Genomic DNA, 22,159 nt, shown 5'->3' with positions numbered 1-22,159 from the left:
GTCCGGCACGCTCCGGGCGGTCGGCCCCGTCGGCCGGGCGGTGTGCCGCCGAGTGGTCGGACAGAATGTCAGACCTCCTCGCCGCCACCGCTCTCCTCGTCGGCTGCCTGCTCTTCTTTCGTGTCCTTCGCGGCCGCGGGCGTCGCCCCCGGCTGGGGTTCGGCCACCGCCACCCGTGCGGGACGGATGGTGCGCTCGCCGATCCGGTACCCGGGCTGCAGGATCGCCACGCAGGTCGTCTCCGTGACGTCCGGCGCGTACGAGTGCATCAGGGCCTCGTGGATCGTCGGGTCGAAGGGCTCGCCCTCCTTGCCGAACTGCTGGAGGCCGAGCTTGGCGACGACCGTCTCCAGCGATTCGGCCACCGACTTGAACCCGCCCAGCAGCTCGCCGTGCTCCCGGGCCCGGCCGACGTCGTCGAGCACGGGCAGCAGCTCGGACAGGAGACCCGCGATCGCGATCTCCTTGACCGTGACCCGGTCCCGCTCCACGCGGCGGCGGTAGTTCTGGTACTCGGCCTGGAGCCGCTGGAGGTCTGCGGTGCGCTCGGAGAGCGCGGTGCGGACCTGGTCCAGCTGTGCCGTCAGACCGGCTGTCTGGTCAGTGTCCCCGGCGGGGGCCGCCGCCTCCTCCGAAGAGGGGGTGGCGTCCTCCGTCCCGGCGTCTTCAGAGGTGGCGCCGGAGGGGACGTCGGGCTTCTCCTCGAAGCCCGGAGTCTCCTCGGTCACGCCGCACCGCCCTTGGTGTCCTTCTCGTCGTCGACGATCTCGGCGTCGACGACATCGTCCTGGGGGTCACCCTGCGCCTGCTCGGCACCCGGCTGGCCCTCGGCCTGCGGGCCGCCCTCGGACTGGGCGTTGGCGTACATCGCCTGGCCCAGCTTCTGGGAGACGGCCGCGACCTTCTCGGTGGCGGTACGGATCTCGGCGGTGTCCTCGCCCTTGAGCTTCTCCTTCAGCTCGGTGAGCGCGGTCTCCACCTCCGTCTTCACGTCGCCGGGGACCTTGTCCTCGTTGTCCTTGAGGAACTTCTCCGTCTGGTAGACGAGCTGCTCGCCCTGGTTGCGGGACTCGGCGGCCTCGCGACGGCGGTGGTCCTCGTCCGCGTACTGCTCGGCCTCTTCGCGCATCCGGTTGACCTCGTCCTTCGGCAGCGAGGAGCCACCGGTGACGGTCATCTTCTGCTCCTTGCCGGTGCCGAGGTCCTTGGCGGCGACGTGCATGATGCCGTTGGCGTCGATGTCGAACGCGACCTCGATCTGCGGCACGCCACGCGGGGCCGGCGGCAGGCCGGTCAGCTCGAACATCCCGAGCTTCTTGTTGTACGCCGCGATCTCGCGCTCGCCCTGGTAGACCTGGATCTGCACGGACGGCTGGTTGTCCTCGGCCGTCGTGAAGATCTCGGAGCGCTTGGTCGGGATCGTGGTGTTGCGCTCGATGAGCTTCGTCATGATCCCTCCCTTGGTCTCGATACCGAGGGACAGCGGGGTCACGTCGAGCAGCAGGACGTCCTTGACCTCGCCCTTGAGGACACCGGCCTGGAGCGAGGCGCCGATGGCGACGACCTCGTCCGGGTTCACACCCTTGTTGGCGTCCTGGCCGCCCGTGAGCTCCTTGACGAGCTCGGCGACGGCCGGCATACGGGTCGAGCCACCGACGAGAACGACGTGGTCGATCTCGGAGAGCTGGATGCCCGCGTCCTTGATGACGTTGTGGAACGGGTTCTTGCAGCGGTCCAGGAGGTCCGCGGTGAGCTGCTGGAACTGCGAGCGCGTGAGCTTCTCGTCCAGGTGCAGCGGGCCCTCGGCCGACGCCGTGATGTACGGCAGGTTGATCGTGGTCTCCGTCGAGGACGACAGCTCGATCTTCGCCTTCTCCGCGGCCTCGCGGAGACGCTGGAGAGCCATCTTGTCCTTGGACAGGTCCACGCCGTGCCCGTTGGCGAACTGCTTCACCAGGTAGTCGACGACACGCTGGTCCCAGTCGTCACCACCGAGGTTGTTGTCACCGTTGGTGGCCTTCACCTCGACGACGCCGTCACCGATCTCCAGGAGGGACACGTCGAAGGTGCCGCCACCGAGGTCGAAGACGAGGATCGTCTGGTCGTCCTTGTCGAGCCCGTACGCCAGCGCGGCGGCCGTCGGCTCGTTGACGATACGCAGGACGTTCAGGCCCGCGATCTCGCCGGCCTCCTTCGTCGCCTGACGCTCGGAGTCGTTGAAGTACGCCGGAACGGTGATCACCGCGTCGGCGACCTTCTCGCCCAGGTACGACTCGGCGTCACGCTTCAGCTTCTGCAGGATGAAGGCGCTCATCTGCTGCGGGTTGAAGCTCTTGCCGTCCAGGTCGATCTTCCAGTCAGTGCCCATGTGGCGCTTGACGGAGCGGATGGTCCTGTCGACGTTCGTCACTGCCTGGCGCTTGGCGACCTCGCCGACCAGAACCTCGCCGTTCTTCGCGAAGGCGACGACGGACGGCGTGGTCCTGGCGCCTTCGGCGTTGGTGATGACGGTGGGCTCGCCGCCTTCGAGAACGCTGACGACGGAGTTAGTCGTGCCCAGGTCGATGCCGACCGCACGTGCCATTTCAATTCCTCCTACTGACTACTTGAGTGGATCTGGCTCAAGGATGCATGACATCGCCTTCGGCGTCAACAGACCTGAGTCTAGGCGACTCAACTATCGTGCACACACCCCGCGCCACCAGCGATTTGTCTATTTATGTGGCGGCGGACACACACCGCATACACGCCACACGGGACGAATCCGAGCCGCCTCCGGGCGACACCTGCCCGCCCTGCGGGCGACACACCCCTCACCATCATCGCGCCATGGGATCGTTCTGTCACAAACTGCCGCGAGCCGCACAAAAGCGGCACTCGATCGACAGCAGACAGCAGACACACGCCCCAGTCACCCCCGTCATCCCCCAGCGATCCCAGCCATCCGGTACCGGACGGCGACACCAGGCAGGTGCGAACGATGCAGACGCAGACGCGGAGACCCAGGCAGCGCCGGCGGCAGCGGCATGCACCGAGGCGGAGTCAGCGGCCGAACCGGTGGCAGGGCCAGTGGCAGAGCGGGTGGCGGAGCGGGTGGCGGAGCGGGTGGCGGCGACCGGCCCCGGCGCGCCGCCCCTGGCAGCCACCACGCCCCACCCGCACGGCACGCACCCTCACCGTCCTGAGGACCCTCACCGAGGCCGCCCCGCCGCGCCCCACCGCCAAGCGCACCCTGGACCTGCTCCTCGGCTCGGCCCTCCTGGCCCTGGCCGCCCCCGCCCTCGCGGCGGCCGCTCTCGCCCTCGCCGTGCGGCGGCGCCCCGGCGGCGTACTGGACCGCTCCCTGCGCACCGGCCTCGCGGGCAGACCCTTCGTACTGCGATCGCTGCGCACCCGGCGGCTGCGGCTCGACGTGCTCTCGCGGCTGCCCCACGTCGTACGGGGTGAGCTCTCGCTGGTCGGCCCCGAGCCGCTCGCACCGGGCGACGAACGGGGCACGGCCGCCGGTGCGCGGGACTGGCGGCAGGAGCTCAAGCCCGGACTGACCGGCCTCGCGCAGGTGCGCCGACGCTCCACGATGCCGTGGGACGAGGCGGACCTCCTCGACCAGCACTACGCCGGGCACCACCGGACCGCCCTGGACCTGGCGATCCTGGCCGAGGCCGTACACACGCCGCTGCGCCGGGCGGTCCGCCTCCTCACCCGGCGCGGCCAGGTATGCCTGAGCGACACAGATCACCGCCTGCCCAACTACAGCGCGGCGGAATAAGTGGATAGTGTCAGCACAGACTGATTAAGTTACTGCTTAGTAGTTCTCGGCAGTCCCCGTACTCGCCAGTAAGCATTCGCCAGTAAACGCTGGAACCCACCCTCGCAGGCCCGAGGAGCCCCCAATGCAACTCGCCGCGATCATCGTGTCGCTGGTGCTGACCGTGGTCGGCGTTGCGCTCATCGCCCGAGCCGTCGCGCAGATCTACCGGTTCGTCACGCTCGGACAGCCGGTCCCGGCCGGCAGTCGCACCGACAACCCGAAACAGCGCACGATCACCCTGGCCAAGGAGTTCCTCGGCCACACCCGGATGAACCGGTGGGGGATCGTCGGCTTCGCGCACTGGTTCGTCGCCATCGGCTTCCTGACGCTGCCGCCGACGCTGCTCCAGGCGTACGGACAGCTCTTCAAGGCCGACTGGGTGCTGCCGGTCATCGGTGAATGGCTGCCGTTCGAGCTGTACATCGAGTTCATCGGCCTGATGACGACGGTCGGCATTCTCGTGCTGATCGCCATCCGGCTGCTGAACCTGCCCTCCCGGGCCGGCCGCAAGTCCCGGTTCGCGGGTTCGAAGGCCTGGCAGGCGTACTTCGTCGAGTACGTCATCCTCGTCATCGGCCTGGCGATCCTGACCCTGCGCGGGCTCGAGGGCGCGATCCACCACGTCGGCGGCTACGAGGCCGCGTACTTCGTCTCGTACCCGCTGGTCCTCGCCTTCAAGGGACTCGCGCTCGGCACGCTGCAGAACCTCATCTACCTCACCGCGATGATCAAGATCGGCGTCTCGCTGATCTGGATGATCACGGTGGCGCTCAACACCAACATGGGTGTCGCCTGGCACCGCTTCCTCGCCTTCCCGAACATCTGGTTCAAGCGGAACTCGGAGGGCGACGTCGCGCTCGGCGCGCTGCAGCCGATGACCTCGGGCGGCAAGGCGATCGACTGGGAGGACCCGGGCGAGGACGACACCTTCGGCGTCTCCCAGGTCGAGCAGTTCTCCTGGAAGGGCATCCTCGACTTCTCCACCTGCACGGAGTGCGGCCGCTGCCAGTCGCAGTGCCCCGCCTGGAACACCGGCAAGCCGCTGTCCCCCAAGCTCCTGATCATGTCCCTGCGCGACCACGCGCACGCCAAGGCCCCGTACCTGCTGGCCGGCGGCGGCAAGGACATGGAGGGCAACGAGAAGGCTTCGGCCGAGGCCCTGAAGGACGTCCCCGCGGCCGCCCTCGCCGAGGCCGAGCGCCCCCTCATCGGCACCGCCGAGGAGAACGGCGTCATCGACCCGGACGTCCTCTGGTCCTGCACCACCTGCGGTGCGTGCGTGGAGCAGTGCCCGGTCGACATCGAGCACATCGATCACATCGTCGACATGCGCCGCTACCAGGTGATGATCGAGTCCGCGTTCCCGTCCGAGGCGGGCACGATGCTCAAGAACCTGGAGAAGAAGGGCAACCCCTGGGGGCTGGCCAAGAAGCAGCGCGTCGAGTGGACCAAGGAGGTCGACTTCGAGGTCCCGATCGTCGGCAAGGACGTCGAGGACCTCACCGAGGTCGACTACCTCTACTGGGTCGGCTGCGCCGGCGCCCTGGAGGACCGCGCGAAGAAGACCACCAAGGCCTTCGCGGAACTGCTGCACATCGCGGGCGTCAAGTTCGCGATCATGGGCGGCGACGAGAAGTGCACGGGTGACTCCGCCCGCCGCCTGGGCAACGAGCCGCTGTTCCAGCAGCTCGGCCAGGAGAACGTCGCGATGCTGAACATGGCCTTCGGCGAGGATGACGAGGACGACTCGACGAAGAAGGCGAAGGCGACGAAGAAGATCGTCGCGACCTGCCCGCACTGCTTCAACACCATCGCGAACGAGTACCCGCAGCTCGGCGGCGAGTACGAGGTCATCCACCACACGCAGCTGCTCCAGCACCTGGTGGACGAGGGCAAGCTGATCCCGGTGACGCCGGTCGAGGGTCTGATCACGTACCACGACCCCTGCTACCTGGGCCGTCACAACAAGATCTACACGCCCCCGCGCGAGATCATCGCGAAGGTCCCGGGTCTGCGGAACGAGGAGATGCACCGCCACAAGGAGCGCGGCTTCTGCTGCGGCGCCGGCGGCGCCCGGATGTGGATGGAGGAGCGGATCGGCAAGCGCGTCAACAACGAGCGCGTCGACGAGGCTCTGTCCCTCAACCCGGACATCGTCTCCACTGCCTGCCCGTTCTGCCTGGTCATGCTGACCGACTCGGTCAACGGCAAGAAGAACGACGGCAAGGCGAAGGAATCGATCCAGGTGGTCGACGTCTCGCAGCTGCTGCTCGACTCCGTGAAGACCCCGGCCGACCCGGCGGGCGAGCCGGAAACGGCGGACGCGCCGGAGCCGGAACCGGTGAAGTAACCGGAACCGCGCCGGCGCGGCGCAGAAGCGGCCGGACCTGCCTCGGGGGCAGGACCGGCCGCTTCTGCTTTCCCGCCCCGGTGACGCATCATGTGGGGCGTCCAAGACGTCCGAGGCGCGCGGGGCGTACAGGACCTCCGAGGCACACGAGACGTCCGAGGTGCGCAGGGCGCGCGGAGCACACGGGACAGACGAGAGCCGAGGGACGGAGCACTCCAGTGCGGATACGTATCGCAAGGGCGACGGTCACCGCCGCGGCCCGCTGCGCCTGCGCCCTCCTGCTGGCGGCCTGCGCGGGCGCCCAGGACCCCGGACCGGGCAAGAACGGCGACGCCCCGCCCACCGCCCTGTCCGGCCTGGCGGGTGCGCAGCGCCACGAGGTCCCGCGCGGCGACGGCAGCCACGTCCCCGACGACTTCAACGGCGACGGCCACCGCGACCTCGTCCTCAACCACCTGGTGAAACCCGCGTCCGACGCACACGGCGACGACGCGGGCATCGGCATCGTCTACGGCTCCGCCTCCCGGGGCCCGGACCCGTCGACCCGACAGCTGCTGAGCGCGCACGCGAACGCCGCCAGGATCGGCGACACCCTCCCCTCGGCGTTCGACGCGGAGGCCTCGTGCGACCTGGACCAGGACGGCTTCACCGATCTGATCGTGGCCACCGACCCCCCGTACAACGGCATCGGCCGCCCGCCCGTACCGCTGCAGATCCTGTTCGGCTCCCCGGCGGGCCTCACCGGCAAGGCGGTCGCGCTGCGCATCCCGGACCGGGCCCGCTTCGGCAACGAGTGGCCCGACCACCCCGTCTGCGGCGACTTCGACGGGGACAAGAAGCCCGATCTGGCCGTGACGGCGAGCGCGGGCCGGCTCAGTTTCCTGCGCGGCCCGTTCACCCGCGACGGCCGCCCGCACGCCGCCGGCGGCACCATTCCGGGCGCGGGCCCGGCCCTGTCGCCCCCCGAGCCCCGGGCGGACGCGAACGGCGACGGCTACGACGACCTGGTGTACGCCGCCCGCCCCCACGAGCCCGGTACGGCGGCGAAGGGCACGCTGCTGCTCGGCAGCCCCGACGGACCGGGGCGGCCCGGTGGCGCGTACCGCTTCCGGGCCCCGGCCGGGAAGCTCCCGGAAGCGCCCCTGCCGAGGAACGGAGGCAAGACCGCCTCCGCCTCCGCGGAAACGACGCTGCTCATCCGGGACGCGGACTTCGACGGCGACAGGAAGCCGGACACGGTGGTCCGCACCCACCGGGGCGAGAGCGCCGACCTGATCGCCCTGTACCCGGCGGCCGCCCCGGACCGCCCGCTGATCACGTTCACCAGCGCGCTGTTCAACACGGGCTGACGGCGGCTCCGGCCCACTGCGGACAACCCCCCAGGGTTCCCTCAGGGGATGTCACAGCTGAGCGTCAAAGGCAGCCAAGTTCCCCCGCCCCTCCCACCCACCCCGGACGGACCAGGTACGTTCGATTACGTGGCTGGATTCAGGATCGGACGCGGCCGGGACAACCGCACCCCGCAGCAAGCGCAGCAGCAACCGCGGCAGCAGCCGTACGGCAATCAGGCACCGCCGCCGTACGGACAGCAGCAATGGCCGCCGACGGGAGGTAACAGCGCCCCGCGCAACAACGGCGGCTACCAGGGCGGCTACAACTCAGGCGGCCAGAACAACGGCGGCCACCACGCCGGCGGCGGCCACCAGGGCAACGGTGGCTACCAGGGCGGCGGGTACCAGGGCGGCGGCGGAGCGGACGAGCCGGAGTACTTCACCGACCCGTACCCCCAGCAACCGCACCACTCGCAGCAGCCCCAGCAACCGCACCAGGGTGACCCGTACGCGAACAACCCGGGCCACACGCAGGCCTTCAGCATCAACGAGGACCCCTACGGCGACGGGAACACCTACCGCGCCGGCCAGGCCCCCGTCCAGCCGTCGGGCCCGCGCCTGCACTGGAAGCAGCTGCTGAGCGGCATCGTGACGCGCCCCGCCCCGACGTTCTGGCAGATGCGCGACTACCCCGTCTGGGGCCCGGCGCTCATCGTCACGTTCCTCTACGGCCTGCTGGCGCTCTTCGGCTTCGACCAGGCCCGCGACGACGCGATCAGCGCCCCGGTCGGCAACGCCATCCCCTACGTCATCATCACGGGCCTGGGCTTCGTGATCGGCGGCCTGGTGCTCGGCGCGGTCACCCACTCGCTGGCCCGCCAGCTGGGCGGCGACGGCGCCTGGCAGCCGACGGTGGGCCTCTCCATGCTGATCATGTCGATCACGGACGCCCCCCGCCTGATCTTCGCCCTGTTCCTGGGCGGCGAGAACTCCCTGGTCCAGATCCTCGGCTGGCTGACCTGGCTGGCCGCGGCGGCCCTGCTCACGTCCATGGTGAGCAAGTCCCACGACCTGCCGTGGCCGAAGGCGCTGGGCGCGAGCGCGATCCAGCTGATCGCGCTGGTGTCGATCCTCAAGCTGGGCACGATCTGACCCGACCGAGCCGAAACGACCCCCGGAGCAGCCACAGGGCCCGGGGGTCTTTCACGTCGGCGTGCGCACCGCCTCAGGCGTCGAGAACCTGCCCGCTGCGCCGCACGACGGGCTTTTCCACACTCCACGGGAAGTTGATCCAGCGATCGGTCTTCTTCCACACGTACTCGCACTTCACGAGCGAGTGCGACTTCTCGTAGATGACGGCGGACCGCACCTCGGCGACGTGATCGATACAGAAGTCACGGACCAGCTTCAGGGTCTTCCCGGTGTCGGCGACATCGTCGGCGATCAGGACCTTCTTGTCCGAGAAATCGATGGCGTTCGGCACCGGCGCCAGCATGACGGGCATCTCCAACGTGGTGCCCACCCCGGTGTAGAACTCCACGTTGACCAGGTGGATGTTCTTGCAGTCCAGCGCGTACGCCAGCCCGCCCGCGACGAACACCCCGCCGCGCGCGATGCTCAGCACCACATCCGGCTCGTACCCGTCATCGGCCACGGCCTGCGCCAGCTCCCGCACGGCGTGCCCGAAGCCGTCGTACGTCAGGTTCTCCCGCGCGTCATCGCCCATCGGTCATCACACCTGCGTCCGGTGGAAATTCATGAAGGACCGCGATGCGGTCGGACCGCGCTGCCCCTGGTATCGCGACCCGTACCGCTCGGAGCCGTACGGAAACTCCGACGGAGAGGTCAGCCGGAACATGCACAGCTGGCCGATCTTCATCCCGGGCCAGAGCTTTATCGGCAGGGTCGCCAGGTTCGACAGCTCCAGCGTCACGTGCCCGGAGAACCCCGGGTCGATGAACCCGGCCGTCGAATGCGTCACCAGCCCGAGCCGGCCGAGCGAGCTCTTGCCCTCCAGCCGCGACGCGAGATCGTCGGGCAGCGAGATGACCTCGTACGTCGAGGCGAGCACGAACTCACCGGGATGGAGGATGAAAGCATCGTCCCCGTCCGGCTCGACGGTGCGGGTGAGATCGACCTGCTCGACGGCCGGATCGATATGCGGGTAGCGGTGGTTCTCGAACACCCGGAAATAGCGGTCGAGCCGCACATCGATGCTCGACGGCTGCACCATCGACGTATCGAACGGATCAATACGTACGCGTCCGGCGTCGATCTCGGCCCGGATGTCCTTGTCTGAGAGAAGCACCCGACGAGGATACGCAGAACGCGCGGACCCACCCACATCGGGCCGCCCCGCGCGCCTGTCACCACGCTCCCGGAAGCCCTACCGCTCCTCGAACCCCACCGGCACGGCATGCCGCAACCGGGCGCAACGAGGACAGCGGATAAGCCGCCCGGGACCGATCCGCCCGGACCCGAGCTGCTGCATCGGGAACGAGGCGGTAGCGAAAACGTGCCCTTCGGCACAGCGGACGACGGTGCGTTCCATGGACTCCATCAAGTCCCTTCCCCATCAAGCCGTGGACGAGAAAGCCACATTAGGGGATGAACGGGACGCCACTCCACGCGGCACTCCGGCAACCCACGCTACGCCCCCAACTCCCGCCCCACCCACCCGCATCCACCCCTCGAAACAACACACCCCCGCCCCGCCCGCCACCAGGGGACGACACAGGGACGGGCCCGCCATGGGGTAGAGTGTCGGACGATGCGTCGCTGGTCAGCCAGTGCGCTACGCGGGTGTAGTTTAATGGTAGAACATGAGCTTCCCAAGCTCAGAGCGCGAGTTCGATTCTCGTCACCCGCTCCATGAAAAAGCCCCAGGCCAGCGGCCCGGGGCTTTCTTGTTGTCTAGACCGGTCTAAGCGTCGCGCACTACCTCCGCACCACCTTGACCGTCTTTCCGCTGTTCAGCGCCCTTCCCCCGCGCGGCCCGGACCATCTTGTCCAGCCCGCTCGCCACTTCTCTCTGCCGCTCGTGATCCGAGTGCTGATAGATCAGTGCGGCTTTCTCGGACGACTGCCCGGCGCGGACCATCGTGTCCTTGAGCGTCGCCCCCGAGCGCGTGGCGAGCGTGTGTCCGGTGTGACGAAGATCGTAGAAACGAAAGCTGTCGGGCATACCTACCGCGCCCCGCGCCCTGCGCCACTTCCGCCCGAAGGATGAGCGACGGAACGGCGCTCCCTGCTCACCCACGAAGAGCAGTCCCTCCGAGCCCTTCTCCGCGTACCAGTCAAGATGCCTCCGCAGATCCAGATGGAGAAAGGCCGGCAGAACCACGTACCGCTTGCCTGCCTCCGACTTGGTGTCGCCCACGGCGCGCTCCCCGGTGTTCAGCTCCGGCGCTGCCTTGCGAACCCGGACAGTCATCGCGTCAAGGTCCACGTCCTTACGGCGAAGCTCTGCCTGTTCCTCCGGCCGCAGCGGGCCGTAGGCCCCGAGGTAGACCATGAGGCGCCACCGGATGCCGACTGCCTCGGCGAGAGCGTCCACCTGCTCAACGGTGGCAATCTCGCGTTCGGCAGGCGATTCCTTGCCCGCGCCGCGGATGCGGCAGGGGTTACGACGGATCAGTTCATCGTCGGTGGCCGTTTCGAGGATCGCCTTCAGCAGCCGGTACGACTTGGCTACGGTCGTCGCCCCGGTGGCCTTGCGACGCTCTGCCCGCCACTCTCGGACCCTGGGAGCGGTGATCTGATCGAGGTCACTGCTTTCGAATCCGGGAAGGATGTGCAGCCGCAGCAGGCGCCGGTAGAGCTCATCAGTCGTTGCCGCGAGTTCCCGCTCATCAACCCACTTCATTGCGTACTCACCGAAGTTGACTGCTCCCGCATCGGGGTCTCGCCAGTCTCCGCGGGTGAGGTCAGCTTCCACCTGCGACAGCCAGACTTCAGCGTCCGTCTTCGTAGCGAAGGATTCTGGTGCGCGGCGCCGCTCCCCCGTGGAATCGAGGTAAGAGGCGGTCCAGCGGCCGGAGCGGTACTGCCGTACCGCCCCGAAGCGCCGCATGTTCTTGCCCTTCTTCGGGCCCTTCTTCGGCACTTATGCAGCCCTCCTTGCACGGCGGCGGGGACGGACCGGCTCGACAGTGTTGGCCTTGATGTACGCGGAGAGCGTGCTCTCTGCGATACGGACGTGCGCGCCGACCTTCACGAAGGTGATGCGCCGCTCGGCAACAAGCCGTCGGGGGAAACGCTCGGTCGTACCCAGAAACTCAGCTACTTCCGGGATGGACAGATACCTCTCACGCAAGACGCTCTCCTCGCTGTGCCGCGCCAGAACCGGACAGCCCGGACAGCTCTTCTTCTCCCTGTCCGGGTAGTTCTTGCTGGTCAGATGAGGCTGTCGGACAGTCGGACAGCTGGGACACCTGTTGGGTGGTCTGCGTCCGGGTGTCGGTGTCCGGGAAGTACCGGCCGCTGCCGTCCTTGGTGACCTGTCCGTCGGCAGCCATGCGCGAGCACGTGCGGCGCACGGTGTCGGCGTCCACGCCCGGGAGCGCTTCCGCGATATCCCGCGGTTTGGCGCCCGGGTTCGCCCGCACGTACCGCAGGATCGCGGCACGGGTGTCGCCCACGGTGTGATCGGACGCGGGGCCGTCGAGCAGGTGCCAGGCGCCGGATGCTTCCTGGAATTGGAGGGCGTATTCGGCTTCGCTGACATCGCGGCCGGTGACGTGCAGAATGCCGTCTGCCTGTCCGCGGGCCCGCTTGAGCACGAGCGTGGCGTCTGCCGCACCCGCGATGCCGTTCGTGCCGGAGACCTCGGTGAGGAAGTCCTCGGATGCCATCTTGCGGACGTGGTGGACCAGGACCACGGCGATGCCGTAGTGGTCCGCGAGCCGCTTGGCGTAGCCGACGGATACGTAGTCCGCGTCATAGGCGGATACGCCTTGCGGGGCCTGTCCGCGCATCTTGGCGAACACGTCGATCACGACCATCCGCGCATCAGGGTTGCGCTCCAGCCATTGTGCGATGGCTTCGCTGCCGCCCTGGGGAAAGGGCGGGCACTCGGTCACGAGCGTCAGGCCGGACGGCGCCGGCCGACCGCCCAAAAGCTTGCCCATACGGCTCTGAAGACGGCGGGGCGTGTCCTCCAGAGCGAGGTAGAGGACCGGGCCGCCGCCGACCGGCACGGAGTCGAAAGCCTGGCCACCGGACGCGACGGATAGACCCAGTCCGAGAGACAGCCAAGACTTACCGACCTTGGGCGGTCCCGCGAGCAGCGTCACACCTTCGGCGATGATGCCGGGCACGGCCCACTTCGGCTCGGGGAACTCAGTTGCCATGAGCTGATCAGCGGTCCATGCAGTACGGGGCCGCTCCCGCGCCGGAGGCGTCGCAGGTGTGGGCTGAGGTCCGCTCGGAACGGAGTACAGGTGCAGAGGAGGAATCGGGTTGGCGCTCATGCCGCCACCGTCCGGGGCCGCTTGGCACCGGCGCTCAGGCCGGATTCGATGGTGCGCCGCGCCTCACGCTGATCTTGTCCGACCTGCAACGCAGCCGCGGTGAGCCAACCGGTCACTTCGGCTTCGCCCAGCTCTCCTCCGGCGACGAGCTGGCCAAGGGCGATGGAGGCAACGTAGAGCGCGTTGTTGTGCCTGTGCGGCCCCGAGCTGGTGACTCGCTCCAGTTCCCCATTGACCGCGGACTGCAGCCACTTACCGCGTCGGTCTGTCGAGAGATCGACGCTCACGGACTTCTGAGGCGGGAGCGGCGCTGGCCGCAGCAAATCCGTGAGCCAATCCGGGAGGGCCTCAGGGGGAACGTCCCTGGTGATCTCATATGGGCGGTTGTTGATGACGCTGCCGGGCCCGACGACATAGCCGCCACCAGCTCGTGTGTCCACCTTCCAACCGAGCTTGCCCGCACTGTTTCGCAGTTCCACTCCGGCGGGCGCTGCGAAGTACAGGTGGGATCCCCCGCTGACGGTTCGCACACCAAACGTATCCGGCGCGAACAGGGATTCGTCATGCCGCTCTCGCAGCACGCGAAGCACGTCGGCTCCGTCCCGGACCCTGCCTTCGGCCCATTCGGCCGGCGGCGCGTCGTCCGGGCCCTTGCTCGTGTCGAGGTCGACAACGACCAGACCGGAAGGTCCGGTGGCGATGCCGATGTTGTACGGCGCGTATGTCCAGCAACGGCGGATCCGCTCGCGATCGGTGGTGGCACGGCCTTCCCACTCGGTAATCGCTGGGCGCTTGTCTCCGGGGCGAAGCGGGAAGACCGCCCAACCACGCTCCGCCGCATCAAGCGCGGCATGCAGCAGGCGGGGGCGAAGGCGCCCAATGCTCTCGGGATGGGTCATGCTTGGTATCTCCTGTTCTGTCTTCGGACGGGCAGGGAGAACCGCGGCGGCGGGCGACCTTGCTGGGGAGTCCCGCCGCCGCGGCGTGCTACTGCTGTTTGGCCCAGTGGGCGTACTGCTGCCGGACGTAGTGGCGCAGATCGCAGATGACCGTGGTGTCGTCCAGGTCCATCAGGCGTCGGGCCGCTTCGGTGGCCACCTCGCTCGCGTCGCCGGGGAATCCGGCGCGCTCGTCGGCGAGGGCGATTCGGTCGAGGACGGCGGCCTTGCGGAGCCAGAACTCCCGGCCCAGCGCGGTGCCGAACGGCTTGTTGGCTGCGGTCTGCGCGGTCCATCCGATCTCGCGGATGATGCTCGGGGCGAGCGCGTAGACGGTCTCCGGGGGCCAGTCGCCCGGTTCCGGGCGGTGCTCGGTATGCAGGTGCAGCTGTTCCATCTCAGTGCTCCTCGGTGTCGGCGGTGGGGAGTTCGGGGAGTCCGGCGCGGGTGAGTGTCTGCGGGTCGAACCCGGGCAGGGTGGCTCGTGCGGTGAGGGCTGCGGCGAGCGCGTCGGCGTAGCCGGTGGATGTCTCGCGGGCCACTTCGATCTGTGTGCGGCTGCGGAGGAGTTCCACCCGTTCGATGTGCCCGTGCTCTTCGCGCCGCACGGTGGTCTGCCGCTCGTAGGCGACAGTGTCGCGGCGGTCGGTGCGCCAGTACCGGGCGGCGATCCCGTACGCGACGGCGGTGGCTACAGCCCACAGCAGGATCGGGAGCGACCAGCCGTCGGCGTATCCGGCGACACCTGCGAGGGCGACGCCGCCGGAGGTGGCGAACGCGGTCGCGGCGAGGACCCCGTCACCGCCTCCGCGTCCGGCGGCAGCGAATGCGCCGGCCGTTGCCGCTCCGGCGGCGAGGACGACCATCAAGGCCGCGTTGCCGGTGGAGTGCTCGGCACCGTTCGCGTTCCAGATCCGGCCCAGGATGAGCACGGTGGACGTGGCGAGGGCGGGGCCCACCTTGGGTGCGGCGAGTGCAGCCCAGTGGTGCTGGATCAGCGGTTCGTTCATGGAATGCCCCTTCACAGGTCGGGGATGGCGTCGATGACGGCGGTGGTGAGTTCGTTGATCGGGCCGGACGCTCCGGTGGAGGCGAGGAAGAACCCGAACATGACGGCGACGAACGCGGCACCCCAGCCGAGGGTGTTGGAGCGGAGCAGGAAGAACAGGACCAGGCCGAACAGGAAGACGAGCGAGATGGTGACGGCCACGACGGGCCCCTTTCCGATGCGGTGGTGGTCGACGGGTCAGCGGGTGCCGTCGCGGTGGAGGCGGGCGGCGACGTTGTAGAGATGGCGGCCGATGCGGATGCGTTTGCCGGTGGCCTTGCAGCGGCGGCAGTCCTTGCCGCGCTTGGCCCGGCCCTTGCGGTCGGTCTTGGTCGCGAAGCCCCAACCACGGCACTTGCGGCAGTCACCGAACGGGCTGGCCGCACACAGCGACGCATAACAGAGCGTGATGACCAGAAGGAGTGCGCTAGCGAGCAGGGCAGGGGTCATGAAGGGCCTCCCGGGCCTGTTTCAGGGGTTTGCGCAGGTGGGGCGCTAGAAGCTAGTGCGCTGATCAAGCAGCGAATGTGGCGCTAGCGGTGCCGCTAGACCTAGCGGGGTGTGCTGCTAGGTCTAGCGGCGATCGGGGCTAGCTCGCGTCCCGGTTTCCGTCACGCTCCGCAATCGCGGTGAGGATGTGGGAGCGCTCGATACCGCGCCGGTTGGCGCCCTTCCCGGCTTCCGTCTTGCCCCAGACCTGGCCGGTGCTGACGCCGTGCGGCTTGAGGGCTGCGGCCAGCTGCTCGGGCTCCCAGCCGCCGTAGACGTCCGGCCGGAGTTCGGCCAGGCGTGCCACGACGACTTCGGACCACAGCTTCGGCTCTTCGGCCGGCACAACCGCGAGGATGTCCGCGAGGAGATCGAACCCGGACGACTCCCGGTCCTCGAAGACCTCCCCGGCCGCGTGCCCGGTCAGCCGTCCCGCTGCCTCGCGCAGGCGCCGGGCCCGCAGCCCGATCACCTCGGCGGTGGGGGCGTCGACGTAGACAGACGAGACGATCCGGGCGTCGGAGCCTTCACCGACGAAGTAGTGGATCCCCTTGTCCTTCCAGCTGAACATCGTGGCCCTAATCCCCCGCTTGTAGCTGCTGGTGCCGAGGACCATGTCGTTCTCCAGCTGGCCCATGACCTTCAGGCACCACCGGGCCGACGCGTTCGCCGAAATGCCGGTGGGCAGGGCCTTTGCGTCCGGGCGCTGCGTGGCCAGGAGCAGGACGATGCCGGTGGCGGGGCCGCGCTTGACGAGGTCGGTGCAGATCTCTTCGAACTCCCCGCCGTGCTTGGGGTGCTCGAACCACACCTGACACTCATCCACCCCGATGACGATCGGGTGCAGCCCGAGCTTCGGCTTGTTGGCCAGCTCGGATGTCACCTTCGATTCCGGGCAGATGTCCCGCGGCAGGGAGCGGATCATCTTGGCCCGGCGCCGCAGCTCGGTGCGCAGTTCCCGCAGGTCAGCCAGGGCGTATTCGATGTCCTCATCATCGTCTCCGGCCCGGTGGCGGTGGGAGACGCGCTCTCCGACGGGGTCGAGGTCGCCGGTGCCCTTGAGGTCGTAGGTGTGGACCTCGGCCCGTGCATCGAGGGCGGCGATGAGCAGGAGCAGACGGAGCAGGAACGTCTTACCCATCCGGGGGATCGCCCCGATCACTCCGGCGATGTACATCAGGGTGATCTCGACCCACCGGCCGCGCTGGTCCGTGCCGAAGGCAACCGGCTTGAACAGGTCGACAGACCCGCCCTTGATCAGCGGCCATGCGGGCTTCGTGGCGGTAGACATGTCCTGATCCCCGACCCAGAGCACCAGGCGGCCGGTGTGCTCGTCCGGGACAGCTTCGGGCCACACGCACCCGAGCGGGCGGCGCAGGCCGGAGGCAAGCTTGTCTCGGCGTTCGATGACGTCGGTGACGGTGACGCCGTAGGGGAGGTCGCCCTCGGCACGCCATCCGGGGCCGTCGCGGGTGATGGGGGCGGTGAAGGTGAAACCGTCTCGGCCCTTGCTCTGGACCTGGTTGATCGCGGTGATGCCGAGAGCCCCGAGGGCCCGCAGCACGATGTCCGAGGTGAGCTTGGGCGCCTTGGTCATCTCCACGGCGCGGGTGATGACCGGGGCGTCGGCTTGAGTGCCGACCGCCCCGAGGGCCAGGAGTACGGCCCCGACCGAGAGGGCTTGGAGCCAGCCGGGGGCCAGGACGTAGATGGCAAGCGCGACACCGAGCCCGACGAACATGCCCAGCACCGTGACCAGCGTCCGCAGCCGGACCCGACCGTCACGCTGCCTGGACAGCTTCAAGTACTCGGCTGCGTCTTCGCGGCGGACGGATGCGAGTCGGACCGGCTCGCCTTCCCGGTCGGACACCCACCGGATCGTCCCGCCCATGAACTTCGCTGCTCCGACGGGGGCTTGGAAGGTGAGGCGGGCGGCGTAGTACGGGGAGCGCAGCGCGTGGTACCCGGCCAGGTGCCCGTAGTGGCCTGCGGCCCACCGAGTCGCGGTCCGCAGCTCGGTGGTGGAGCGCAGCCACGCGGGGACGATCGCCCGGCGCTTGGCCCCGATGATCCGGCCCATGAACCCGGGCCCGACTTCCGCCGGACCGTCGACCATCATCGGCTCGTCCGGGTCGCCCGACCCGTTACCCGACGCGGTGGGAGCCGGGTCGGCCGACCGGTCGGCGTGTGGGTCGGCCGACTCGGTCCGGGCCGATCGAGCCTTGTCGAGGTCGACTACTTCCCCACCCGAGTCGGGTGCGGTGGGGGCGAGCATGTCGGCTTCGAGTCGGTTGAAGAGTTCGCTTTCGTCGTCGTGATTCACTGACTGTCCTTCCTGGACAAGGGAGTGGACACGGGCCCGGCCGACGCTGTGAGAGGTGAGCGGCCGGGCCCGCAGTTCAAGGCTGAGGTGGCAGAGGGCCGCTAACTACCACCAATTTGTGGTAGTTCAGGCCATGACTTCACCTGCGGTTATGGCGCTACGAGTAGGCGCAGGTGGGGCACATGCCGAGGGAGGTCGGGATGCAGTACCCGGCATCCACGCGGCACTTGGGGCAGGTGCGGCGGGCCAGCATCGCTTTGGCGAGCGCCGCGGCGCGGCCCGGGGTCATCGGCCGGACGGGCTTGGCCCCGTCGATGCGGTAGAGGTAGGCGACGGCCACACCGGCTTTGCGGCGGCGCGAGCGGCGCATGATCTGCGCGGCCACCTCCTGACCGCCGGGCCGCAGCCCGCGGGCACGAAGTTGGCGGCGGGTGGCGTACCCGTCCGGGGCGTACTTCCACGGGAACGTCGGTATCCCGTGCACCGCCCCGGTCGGGTCGTAACACTTGCCGAACGCGGGGGACATCAGGCCGCGTCCCGCGGTCCTGCAAGCGCGGTGCCGCGTCGGCCGGCACGACGTCCGGACCACGTGGCGAGCAGCCTGCCGAGCCCTGCTCGACGCACCCCGGCCCGTCCCTGCTTGGCCGCGTACATCGCCTCATCCGCCCGGCGCAGCAGACCGGAGAGGTCCTCACCGGGGTGGTCTGCGGCGCGGACCCAGCCGAGCGACACCGTGGTGTGCATGGCCGGTTCGTTGCTGCTGGCCGGTCGGGCAAGGACACCGTGCAGGACCGCGAGCAGGTCGCCGACGGCGCCGTGGTCGTCGATGACGACTGCGGCGAACTCATCGCCCCCGAGCCGCCCCGCCACACCGTGGCGGCCGACGTAGTGGGCGAGCCGGGCCGCGATCACCTGCAGCAGCACGTCGCCCGCGGCGTGGCCGAAGCGGTCGTTGATCTGCTTGAAGCGGTCGACGTCCGCGAGGACCACCACCGCGCGCGGGTCCTTGAGCAGGACCGTGGCGCGGCGGGTGAAGCCGTCGCGGGTGTGGAGCCCGGTGAGCGGGTCGCGGCGGGCAGTGTGCAGGCGGCGGCGCATCCACACCGTGTGGACGGACCAACCGGCCGCGAGTGGCCCAGCCGCCACGAGCACGGATAAAAGGGTGTTCATGCCGCCACCGCCTCAGGGTCGTCACCGTGGTCTGCCTGGTCGGTGTCGATGGAGTGCAGCGGGATGGCGGTGCGCTCTGCCTTGAGGGTGTCGCGCAGGGTGCGGGCGGTGGCCTGCGAGACGTGCAGCTCGGTACGGATGCGGTCCGCGGTCAGTGCCGTGTCCGGCCACTCCGTGGTGGCCTCCCGTGCCTCGGACAGAACCTCTTCCGGGGTCCGCTTCCTTTTGGCCTTGTCGGGGGCGCGGCGCGCGGGCCGCTTCGTGGTCGGCTTCGGCTTGCTCTCCGGCTCGGGCTGCGGGGCGACGGCCGGCGCCTCCTGCTCGGCGTCGGGGCTGACCTCCCCGAGCTTGAGCAAGACTCGGGCGCGGCGTGGTGTCTTCGTCCTCCACATGCGGCCGTGCTGCTCTCGCAGTTCGGCACGGGCCAACACGCGTTCCCGCTCGCGGGCCAGTGCATCGGCGTACGAGGTGATCTCCCACAACGTCATCCGGCGCCACAGAGCGAAGGTGGAGGGGAAAGCCAGCAGCCACCGCGAGGCGCGGATCTTGTCCATGCGCCGACCGGTTACCGCGCCGATGCGAGAGGCGTAGATGTGGGCGCCGATCTCCGAAAAGACCACCCACAGCAGCGGCATCGTTCCGTGCGCGACCTTCGCCCACATCCCGTGGCCCGCAGAGACGTTCAGGCCGCAGGTGACCAGGGTGAGGATCCAGGGCACGAACCGCACCCACGCCAATGCCATGTCCATCCGGATCAGCAGCAGGTTCGCCACCGAGAACACCGGGATGGACACGTCCATCCCGACCGGCACCATCCACGGCTCACCGAATCCCCACCGCGCCGCGGCCTCGGACACCGCGTCGAAGGAAGAGATCAGTCCCAGGGCGCCGACACCGGCCGCGGCGAGCGCGCCGATACCGGCCAATCCCATCTCCGGACGGGTCAACGGCGGAACGGCCGGCCGATCCGCACTCAGCGTCGTGGTCGTCATGCCGCCACCCCGCCCCGGTTCTGGCGACGGCGGACCGGCCTGCGGTCGGGGAGCGGGACCACGTTGAAGATCTCCGGCGCAAACGCCTCGATCGCCTCAGCGGCGACGCGGCTCACGCGGTCGGGGAAGCCGGGGTTGTCGGCGAGGATGTCGCGGGCCGCGTCCAGACGGGCCGCACGCTCCATCTCGCTCTCACCCTCCACACCCAGCCAAAGTTCCAGCGGAGTGCCGAGGGCCAGTTCTACGAAGTCGGTTGCAGAGACGGCCTGATGGCCGCTGATGAAGGCACGCATGAGCGCTCCTGAGAGTCGAGGGAACAGGGAGAGGCTCAGGCGGCGGGCGACCTTGCTGGGGAGTCCCGACGCCGTCGATCTGCAGCTAGCATGCACCAGTGCGCACTAGTACGCAACCCTGCGCGACAGAGCGCTGTAGTGCGCACTGGTGGGTACCCTCGAAGGCATGAGCGTTGTGTCGCGCGACCCAAGACCCAAGCCCGTGGTGCTGGCGCATGTGATGCGCGGCCGGATCGAGAGCGGCAAGTACCCCGACGGCAAGTTGCCGACTACCCGAGAGCTGGCCCTTGAGTTCGGGTACGCCGGCCAGACCGTACGAGACGGCCTCGGAATCCTCGTGCGGGAAGGACTGATCTTCTCAGCGGGAAACCGCGGATACTTCATTGGGGATGGCAGTGATGAGCCGTCGACCCGTAAGACGGGCATGGATGAAGAGATCAAGGAAATGCGCCTCCAGATTCAAGCTCTGACCGACCGAGTGAAGGCGCTCGAAGAGGGATCCACTCGGTCGGTGCGTGATCTGGAATAACCATGCAGCGCACGGGGGCTGTGATTTAAGTGACAGCAGGGGGGCAAGGACGCGGACAGGGGACATCTCAGGTGTCACCGCGGTGTCCTCTTGCCTGTCCCCCCAGCTGGCGGACCAGACTCGCGGTAGCTACTCGGAGGAGGACGCATGAGCGACGAAAGGCCCGCGTGGGCACAGCGAATCGCGGCGGAGCGGATGGCGCGTAGCTGGTCGCAGCTCGATGCGGTGAAGGCCATGCGGGCCCACGCTTCCACTGAGCTGCCGGCCGACGACAGCATGGTCCGGCAGTGGAAGCGCTGGGAGGCTGGCACGAAGCCGGGAGACTTCTACCAGCCGATCATCGCAGCCATGTTCGGCACAGTGACACACGCGATCTTCCCCATCGAGGGACGCAGGGACGGCAACCGCGAAATCTTGGCGGCCAGCGGAATGGAGACGCTGGAAATCGTCAGCCGACTGAACAAGTCCGATGTCGATAACGCCACCCTTGAGGCACTTCGAATCACAACCGACCGACTGTGCTCGGAATACCCCTTCATGCCGAGTGAACAGCTCCTTATCGAGGGTCGGCAGTGGCTCAAGCGAGTGGTCGACCTCCATTCAAAGAGCCTTACGTTGGCCCAACACCGCGAGGTGCTTGCCCTCTCCGGTTGGCTCGCCCTGCTCGTTGGCTGTGTCGAATACGACACCGGCGCCAGACACGCAGCCGAATCAACGCGCCGCGCTGCGCTCTCCTTGGCCTCCGAAGCCGACCACGCCGAAGTAGCAGGCTGGGGACATGAGATGCGCGCCTGGTTCGCTCTGACCACAGGCGACTATCGCGGCGTCATCGCTGCTGCACAGGCAGGCGCTCAGGTGGCCCCTCACCACAGTGTCGCGGTGCAGCTCGCGGCGCAGGAAGCGAAGGCATGGGCGCGACTCGGAGACCGCCGGCAGGTTGAGGTCGCTCTTGACCGCGGTCGACGTCTACTCGAAGGGATGCCCCACCCCGAGAACCTCGATCACCACTTCGTCGTAGACCCAGCGAAGTTCGATTTCTACGCCATGGACTGCTACAGGCTGGTCGGAGAAGACAGGCTCGCGCACACACTCGCTGGCGAAGTGCTCCGGGCGGGTACCGATTTCGACGGCACGGAACGGTCTCCGATGCGCAATGCCGAAGCACGCGTGACTCTCGGAGTCACCGCCGCACGCAGTGGCGACCTTGAACAAGCACTGATTCACGGTGAGCGCGCACTTCAGGGGCCGCGACAATCGGTCCCCTCCCTCATCATGACAAGCCGAGAACTCGCAGCAGTCGTAAGGGAGCGATACAGTACAGAGCCTGCCGCGCAGGAGTATTTGACTCATCTGCGAGACCTCGGACAGGCCAAACCCGGATTTCTAAAGATGTGATCCGCACCGCCCAAGACAT

Annotated in this window: 23 protein-coding genes and 1 tRNA gene; 7 read left to right on the top strand and 17 right to left on the bottom strand. The window is 68.5% G+C overall.

The genetic code is table 11. The features are described from left to right. Nucleotides 1–68: 68 nt before the first annotated feature. Nucleotides 69–728, bottom strand: coding sequence for a nucleotide exchange factor GrpE (gene grpE, locus ACGFU6_RS21420; RefSeq protein ID WP_393612885.1), 660 nt, complete (start codon nucleotides 726–728; stop codon nucleotides 69–71). Beyond that, nucleotides 725–2,584: a molecular chaperone DnaK gene (gene dnaK / locus ACGFU6_RS21415; protein ID WP_393612883.1), complete on the bottom strand. Its 1,860-nt coding sequence runs from the start codon at nucleotides 2,582–2,584 to the stop codon at nucleotides 725–727. Before dnaK ends, grpE begins: the two co-directional genes overlap by 4 nt. A gap of 396 nt (nucleotides 2,585–2,980) precedes the next feature. Between dnaK and ACGFU6_RS21410 the strand changes: the two genes are divergently transcribed. From ACGFU6_RS21410 to ACGFU6_RS21395, 4 genes are all read left to right on the top strand, one after another. Then, on the top strand, nucleotides 2,981–3,769 hold the full coding sequence (locus ACGFU6_RS21410; protein ID WP_393612882.1) for a sugar transferase: 789 nt from the start codon (nucleotides 2,981–2,983) through the stop codon (nucleotides 3,767–3,769). A gap of 124 nt (nucleotides 3,770–3,893) precedes the next feature. After that, nucleotides 3,894–6,161 (top strand): (Fe-S)-binding protein, encoded by a 2,268-nt coding sequence (locus tag ACGFU6_RS21405; protein WP_393612880.1) that lies wholly within the window; start codon nucleotides 3,894–3,896, stop codon nucleotides 6,159–6,161. 218 nt (nucleotides 6,162–6,379) lie between these two features. After that, a complete protein-coding gene (locus ACGFU6_RS21400; protein WP_393612878.1) occupies nucleotides 6,380–7,510 on the top strand; it encodes an FG-GAP repeat domain-containing protein in 1,131 nt (376 codons plus the stop codon). A gap of 129 nt (nucleotides 7,511–7,639) precedes the next feature. Then, nucleotides 7,640–8,644 (top strand): Yip1 family protein, encoded by a 1,005-nt coding sequence (locus tag ACGFU6_RS21395; protein WP_393612876.1) that lies wholly within the window; start codon nucleotides 7,640–7,642, stop codon nucleotides 8,642–8,644. A 73-nt stretch (nucleotides 8,645–8,717) separates the two neighbouring features. On the opposite strand, the gene ACGFU6_RS21390 is transcribed toward ACGFU6_RS21395, so the two are convergent. Together ACGFU6_RS21390 and dcd are read right to left on the bottom strand one after the other, a co-directional pair. Then, nucleotides 8,718–9,218: a phosphoribosyltransferase gene (locus ACGFU6_RS21390; RefSeq protein WP_393612874.1), complete on the bottom strand. Its 501-nt coding sequence runs from the start codon at nucleotides 9,216–9,218 to the stop codon at nucleotides 8,718–8,720. Between the two features lie 6 nt (nucleotides 9,219–9,224). After that, nucleotides 9,225–9,800, bottom strand: a complete 576-nt coding sequence (dcd, locus tag ACGFU6_RS21385) for a dCTP deaminase (RefSeq protein ID WP_393612873.1) — start codon at nucleotides 9,798–9,800, stop codon at nucleotides 9,225–9,227. Between the two features lie 490 nt (nucleotides 9,801–10,290). Here dcd and ACGFU6_RS21380 point away from each other — a divergent pair. Beyond that, nucleotides 10,291–10,364 (top strand) — tRNA-Gly (locus ACGFU6_RS21380). A 51-nt stretch (nucleotides 10,365–10,415) separates the two neighbouring features. Here ACGFU6_RS21380 and ACGFU6_RS21375 read toward each other — a convergent pair. The 13 genes from ACGFU6_RS21375 to ACGFU6_RS21315 form a co-directional block, all read right to left on the bottom strand. Then, nucleotides 10,416–11,564 carry a tyrosine-type recombinase/integrase gene (locus tag ACGFU6_RS21375; protein ID WP_393613004.1) on the bottom strand — a complete coding sequence of 383 codons (1,149 nt, stop codon included), beginning with the start codon at nucleotides 11,562–11,564 and terminating at the stop codon, nucleotides 10,416–10,418. A 33-nt stretch (nucleotides 11,565–11,597) separates the two neighbouring features. Beyond that, on the bottom strand, nucleotides 11,598–11,807 hold the full coding sequence (locus ACGFU6_RS21370) for an excisionase family DNA-binding protein (RefSeq protein ID WP_393612871.1): 210 nt from the start codon (nucleotides 11,805–11,807) through the stop codon (nucleotides 11,598–11,600). Further along, entirely contained in the window at nucleotides 11,800–12,963 is a 1,164-nt protein-coding gene (locus tag ACGFU6_RS21365; RefSeq protein ID WP_393612869.1) for an AAA family ATPase, read from the bottom strand. Before ACGFU6_RS21365 ends, ACGFU6_RS21370 begins: the two co-directional genes overlap by 8 nt. Then, a complete protein-coding gene (locus tag ACGFU6_RS21360) occupies nucleotides 12,960–13,862 on the bottom strand; it encodes a bifunctional DNA primase/polymerase (RefSeq protein WP_393612868.1) in 903 nt (300 codons plus the stop codon). The genes ACGFU6_RS21365 and ACGFU6_RS21360 overlap by 4 nt, the downstream gene beginning before the upstream one ends. Nucleotides 13,863–13,950: 88 nt before the next feature. Continuing rightward, a complete protein-coding gene (locus ACGFU6_RS21355) occupies nucleotides 13,951–14,298 on the bottom strand; it encodes a hypothetical protein (protein WP_393612866.1) in 348 nt (115 codons plus the stop codon). 1 nt (nucleotide 14,299) lies between these two features. Continuing rightward, nucleotides 14,300–14,911 carry a hypothetical protein gene (locus ACGFU6_RS21350; protein ID WP_393612864.1) on the bottom strand — a complete coding sequence of 204 codons (612 nt, stop codon included), beginning with the start codon at nucleotides 14,909–14,911 and terminating at the stop codon, nucleotides 14,300–14,302. An 11-nt stretch (nucleotides 14,912–14,922) separates the two neighbouring features. Next, nucleotides 14,923–15,111 carry a hypothetical protein gene (locus ACGFU6_RS21345; RefSeq protein WP_393612863.1) on the bottom strand — a complete coding sequence of 63 codons (189 nt, stop codon included), beginning with the start codon at nucleotides 15,109–15,111 and terminating at the stop codon, nucleotides 14,923–14,925. A gap of 36 nt (nucleotides 15,112–15,147) precedes the next feature. Beyond that, nucleotides 15,148–15,399 (bottom strand): hypothetical protein, encoded by a 252-nt coding sequence (locus ACGFU6_RS21340; RefSeq protein WP_393612861.1) that lies wholly within the window; start codon nucleotides 15,397–15,399, stop codon nucleotides 15,148–15,150. 139 nt (nucleotides 15,400–15,538) lie between these two features. Next, a complete protein-coding gene (locus ACGFU6_RS21335; RefSeq protein ID WP_393612859.1) occupies nucleotides 15,539–17,761 on the bottom strand; it encodes a cell division protein FtsK in 2,223 nt (740 codons plus the stop codon). A 157-nt stretch (nucleotides 17,762–17,918) separates the two neighbouring features. Continuing rightward, nucleotides 17,919–18,287: an RRQRL motif-containing zinc-binding protein gene (locus tag ACGFU6_RS21330; RefSeq protein ID WP_393612858.1), complete on the bottom strand. Its 369-nt coding sequence runs from the start codon at nucleotides 18,285–18,287 to the stop codon at nucleotides 17,919–17,921. Continuing rightward, the gene (locus ACGFU6_RS21325) at nucleotides 18,287–18,931 is read right to left on the bottom strand and encodes a GGDEF domain-containing protein (protein ID WP_393612857.1); all 645 of its coding nucleotides are present in this window, start codon (nucleotides 18,929–18,931) and stop codon (nucleotides 18,287–18,289) included. The genes ACGFU6_RS21330 and ACGFU6_RS21325 overlap by 1 nt, the downstream gene beginning before the upstream one ends. Continuing rightward, nucleotides 18,928–19,923: a DUF2637 domain-containing protein gene (locus ACGFU6_RS21320; protein ID WP_393612855.1), complete on the bottom strand. Its 996-nt coding sequence runs from the start codon at nucleotides 19,921–19,923 to the stop codon at nucleotides 18,928–18,930. Before ACGFU6_RS21320 ends, ACGFU6_RS21325 begins: the two co-directional genes overlap by 4 nt. After that, on the bottom strand, nucleotides 19,920–20,216 hold the full coding sequence (locus tag ACGFU6_RS21315) for a hypothetical protein (RefSeq protein WP_393612854.1): 297 nt from the start codon (nucleotides 20,214–20,216) through the stop codon (nucleotides 19,920–19,922). The genes ACGFU6_RS21320 and ACGFU6_RS21315 overlap by 4 nt, the downstream gene beginning before the upstream one ends. A 166-nt stretch (nucleotides 20,217–20,382) precedes the next feature. Between ACGFU6_RS21315 and ACGFU6_RS21310 the strand changes: the two genes are divergently transcribed. Together ACGFU6_RS21310 and ACGFU6_RS21305 are read left to right on the top strand one after the other, a co-directional pair. Beyond that, nucleotides 20,383–20,745 carry a GntR family transcriptional regulator gene (locus ACGFU6_RS21310; RefSeq protein ID WP_393612852.1) on the top strand — a complete coding sequence of 121 codons (363 nt, stop codon included), beginning with the start codon at nucleotides 20,383–20,385 and terminating at the stop codon, nucleotides 20,743–20,745. A gap of 147 nt (nucleotides 20,746–20,892) precedes the next feature. Beyond that, on the top strand, nucleotides 20,893–22,140 hold the full coding sequence (locus ACGFU6_RS21305; RefSeq protein ID WP_393612850.1) for an XRE family transcriptional regulator: 1,248 nt from the start codon (nucleotides 20,893–20,895) through the stop codon (nucleotides 22,138–22,140). The last annotated feature ends 19 nt before the right edge of the window (nucleotides 22,141–22,159 follow it).

It is taken from the genome of Streptomyces sp. NPDC048462 (assembly GCF_043200175.1).
Taxonomy (GTDB): Bacteria; Actinomycetota; Actinomycetes; order Streptomycetales; family Streptomycetaceae; genus Streptomyces.
Note: the sequence above shows the minus strand (reverse complement) of the source record. Positions and strands in the feature narration are given on the sequence as shown.

Bases quoted from the DNA above. Each gene is read 5' to 3' on its own strand.
- ACGFU6_RS21405 (WP_393612880.1), top strand. From the start codon at position 3,894: ATGCAACTCGCCGCGATCATCGTGTCGCTGGTGCTGACCGTGGTCGGC.
- dnaK (WP_393612883.1), bottom strand. From the start codon at position 2,584: ATGGCACGTGCGGTCGGCATCGACCTGGGCACGACTAACTCCGTCGTC.
- ACGFU6_RS21410 (WP_393612882.1), top strand. From the start codon at position 2,981: ATGCAGACGCAGACGCGGAGACCCAGGCAGCGCCGGCGGCAGCGGCAT.
- ACGFU6_RS21325 (WP_393612857.1), bottom strand. From the start codon at position 18,931: ATGAACACCCTTTTATCCGTGCTCGTGGCGGCTGGGCCACTCGCGGCC.
- ACGFU6_RS21330 (WP_393612858.1), bottom strand. From the start codon at position 18,287: ATGTCCCCCGCGTTCGGCAAGTGTTACGACCCGACCGGGGCGGTGCAC.
- ACGFU6_RS21315 (WP_393612854.1), bottom strand. From the start codon at position 20,216: ATGCGTGCCTTCATCAGCGGCCATCAGGCCGTCTCTGCAACCGACTTC.
- ACGFU6_RS21390 (WP_393612874.1), bottom strand. From the start codon at position 9,218: ATGGGCGATGACGCGCGGGAGAACCTGACGTACGACGGCTTCGGGCAC.
- ACGFU6_RS21340 (WP_393612861.1), bottom strand. From the start codon at position 15,399: ATGACCCCTGCCCTGCTCGCTAGCGCACTCCTTCTGGTCATCACGCTC.
- ACGFU6_RS21320 (WP_393612855.1), bottom strand. From the start codon at position 19,923: ATGACGACCACGACGCTGAGTGCGGATCGGCCGGCCGTTCCGCCGTTG.
- ACGFU6_RS21360 (WP_393612868.1), bottom strand. From the start codon at position 13,862: ATGACCCATCCCGAGAGCATTGGGCGCCTTCGCCCCCGCCTGCTGCAT.
- ACGFU6_RS21350 (WP_393612864.1), bottom strand. From the start codon at position 14,911: ATGAACGAACCGCTGATCCAGCACCACTGGGCTGCACTCGCCGCACCC.
- ACGFU6_RS21305 (WP_393612850.1), top strand. From the start codon at position 20,893: ATGAGCGACGAAAGGCCCGCGTGGGCACAGCGAATCGCGGCGGAGCGG.
- ACGFU6_RS21375 (WP_393613004.1), bottom strand. From the start codon at position 11,564: ATGCGGCGCTTCGGGGCGGTACGGCAGTACCGCTCCGGCCGCTGGACC.
- ACGFU6_RS21365 (WP_393612869.1), bottom strand. From the start codon at position 12,963: ATGAGCGCCAACCCGATTCCTCCTCTGCACCTGTACTCCGTTCCGAGC.
- ACGFU6_RS21310 (WP_393612852.1), top strand. From the start codon at position 20,383: ATGAGCGTTGTGTCGCGCGACCCAAGACCCAAGCCCGTGGTGCTGGCG.
- ACGFU6_RS21355 (WP_393612866.1), bottom strand. From the start codon at position 14,298: ATGGAACAGCTGCACCTGCATACCGAGCACCGCCCGGAACCGGGCGAC.